1 protein-coding gene is annotated in these 2,441 nt (G+C 74.9%); it reads left to right on the top strand.

Annotated features, from left to right (window positions below; genetic code table 11):
* The first annotated feature begins 210 nt into the window (after window positions 1-210).
* The gene (locus tag EES42_RS02915; RefSeq protein WP_206433349.1) at window positions 211-2,331 is read left to right on the top strand and encodes a tetratricopeptide repeat protein; all 2,121 of its coding nucleotides are present in this window, start codon (window positions 211-213) and stop codon (window positions 2,329-2,331) included.
* The last annotated feature ends 110 nt before the right edge of the window (window positions 2,332-2,441 follow it).

Below are 2,441 nucleotides of genomic sequence, written 5' to 3'. Positions count from 1 at the left end.
AAAGACCAAGGCCCGGATCCTTTCGAGGATCCGGGCCTTCGTCGTGTCACGGCGACTTTCTTGTGCAGGGTGCGTGAAGTGCGGTTCGCGGGGCACGAGTTGGCTCCGGACGTGTTTGACTTATCTCTCTGTGGGCATGTCGACAAAACGCTGAAGTGACCTAACTGGCCGCGCTATACCAGGTGTACGCGGGTGGCAGGCGGTGCGACGATGGTATTTATGGGGGACAGGGCAACTCTGTTGGAGACAGGGCGGTTTGTGCAGCATCGCGTTGATCGGCCGGACAACGCGATGAATGCGGCTTTTGGCGTTGCCGCCACCGAGAACAACGAGACCACCGACACACCTGAGACACCCGAGACACCTGAGATCATCAAGGCGACCGAGACTGCCGAGACTGCGGGGTGTGCCGCGACCGTCGAGAGCACGGAGTTCACAGAGAGCACGGGAAGCGCCGGGACCGGGCGGAGCGCCGGCATCGTCGGGGCCACGGAGACTCCCGGTGGCGCCGAGAGCCCGGAGAGCGCCGAGAGCGAGGCGCGTCACCGTCGCGCCGCCGACGCCGGCGACACCGCGTCGATGAGCGTTCTCGGCGCCCTGCTGCTGCGACGCGGCGACCTGGACGGCGCCGAACCCTATCTGCGGGGCGCCACCGCGGACGGCGACCGGGCCGCGGCCAACAACCTGGGCGTCCTGCTCCACCAGCGCGGATACACCGACGACGCGGCCGGCTGGTGGCGCATCGCCGCCGTCGCGGGGTCCGCGGCCGCCGCGCACGCGCTGGGCCGCCACTACCGCGAGCGCGGCGACGAGCCCGGCGCCGAGTACTGGCTGCGGCAGTCCGCCGAGCAGGGCCACGCGCTGGGCGCGTACGCCCTGGCCGACCTGCTGGAACACCGCAGCGACGTCGGCGCCGAGCGCTGGCTGCGCGCCGCCGCCGAGCAGGGGCACCGGGAGGCCGCGTACCGCCTCGCGCGCATGCTGGACCGCAACGCCGGCGACGACCCGCACGACGCCTTCGGCCGCCCGGGGCTGGGCCCCGGTGCGGGCGACCGCCCCGGCGCGGCCGGGCGGCCCGCGGCGCGCAAGGACGACGGCCCGGTGGCGGGTCCGGCGACCGGGCGGGTGGGCGAGGCCGAGCAGTGGTACCGGCAGGCCGCCGCGCGTGGCCACCGGCGTGCCGCCCTGCACCTCGGCGCCATCCTCGAACAGCGCGGCGAGCCCAAGGAGGCCGGCCGCTGGTACCTCATCTCCGCGAAGGCGGGCGAGGCGCGCGCCGCCTGTGCGCTCGGCTTCCTGCTGCGCGACGCGGGCGATGAGGAGAGCGCCGCCGTGTGGTGGCTGCGCGCCGCCCAGGACGGCGACGGGAACGCCGCCAACGCCCTGGGCGCCCTGCACGCGGCCCGCGGCGAGCAGCAGACCGCCGAGCGCTGGTACCGCGCGGCGATGGACGCGGGCGACGTCAACGGCGCCTACAACCTCGGCCTGCTCTGCGCGGCCCAGGACCGTACGGCGCAGGCCGAGCAGTGGTATCGCCGCGCCGCGTACGCGGGCCACCGTGAGGCCGCCAACGCGCTGGCCGTGCTTCTGCTCCAGGCGGGCGACGCGACCGGCGCCGAGCCCTGGTTCTCCAAGGCGGCCGAGGCGGGCAGCGTGGACGCGGCGTTCAACCTCGGCATCCTGTACGCCGGGCGCGACGAGGACCGCATGGCGCTGGTCTGGTACGAGCGTGCCGCGGCGGCCGGGCACACCGAGGCCGCCCTCCAGGTCGGCATGGCCTTGTTGCACCACGGCGAGGAGCAGGAGGCGGAGCGTCATCTGCGCTGCGCGGCGGGCGGCGGCAGCGCCGAGGCGGCCTTCCGGCTGGCCGGGGTGCTGGACTCGCGGCAGCCGCCGCCCGGACCTCCCGCGCTCGGCGAGCCGATGCCGGAGAAGACCGAGTGCGAGGAGTGGTACGAGCGGGCCGCCGAGCAGGGCCACCGCCGTGCCCAGGTGCGGGTCGGGATGCTCGCGGCGGCCCGCGGCGACGTGGACAGCGCAGCCCGCTGGTACCGCGAGGCCGCCGAGTCCGGCAGCCGCAACGGCGCCTTCAACCTCGGGCTGCTGCTCGCCCGGGAGGGCAGCGAGCGCGAGGCCGCCCTGTGGTGGAGCCGCGCCGCGAACGACGGGCACGGCCGGGCCGCCCTGCGCCTCGCCCTGCTGGCCGCCCGCCGCGGCGAGCTCACCGAGGGGCAGCGCTGGTGTGCGCGGGCGGTGGAGCTGGGCCCGGCGGAGGTCGCCGAACGGGCCGCCCGGCTGCGGGAGGCGCTGCACCAGGAGCTGACCGCGTAGGACGTGAGCGGTCCGGGGCGTCGTGCGAGCGGCGTCCCGGTGCCCGTCCCGTGGGGCGGCGGAACGGATTTGCGCTGGTCGGCAGCGGTGACGTACAGTTCTAAACACAA

This window comes from Streptomyces sp. ADI95-17 (assembly GCF_003846175.1).
Classification (GTDB): Bacteria; Actinomycetota; Actinomycetes; order Streptomycetales; family Streptomycetaceae; genus Streptomyces; species Streptomyces sanglieri.
This window is presented reverse-complemented; position numbering and strand designations above follow the sequence as displayed.

What these genes read in the sequence shown, in the direction of transcription:
- EES42_RS02915 (WP_206433349.1), top strand. Translation starts at nt 211, where the DNA reads ATGGTATTTATGGGGGACAGGGCAACTCTGTTGGAGACAGGGCGGTTT.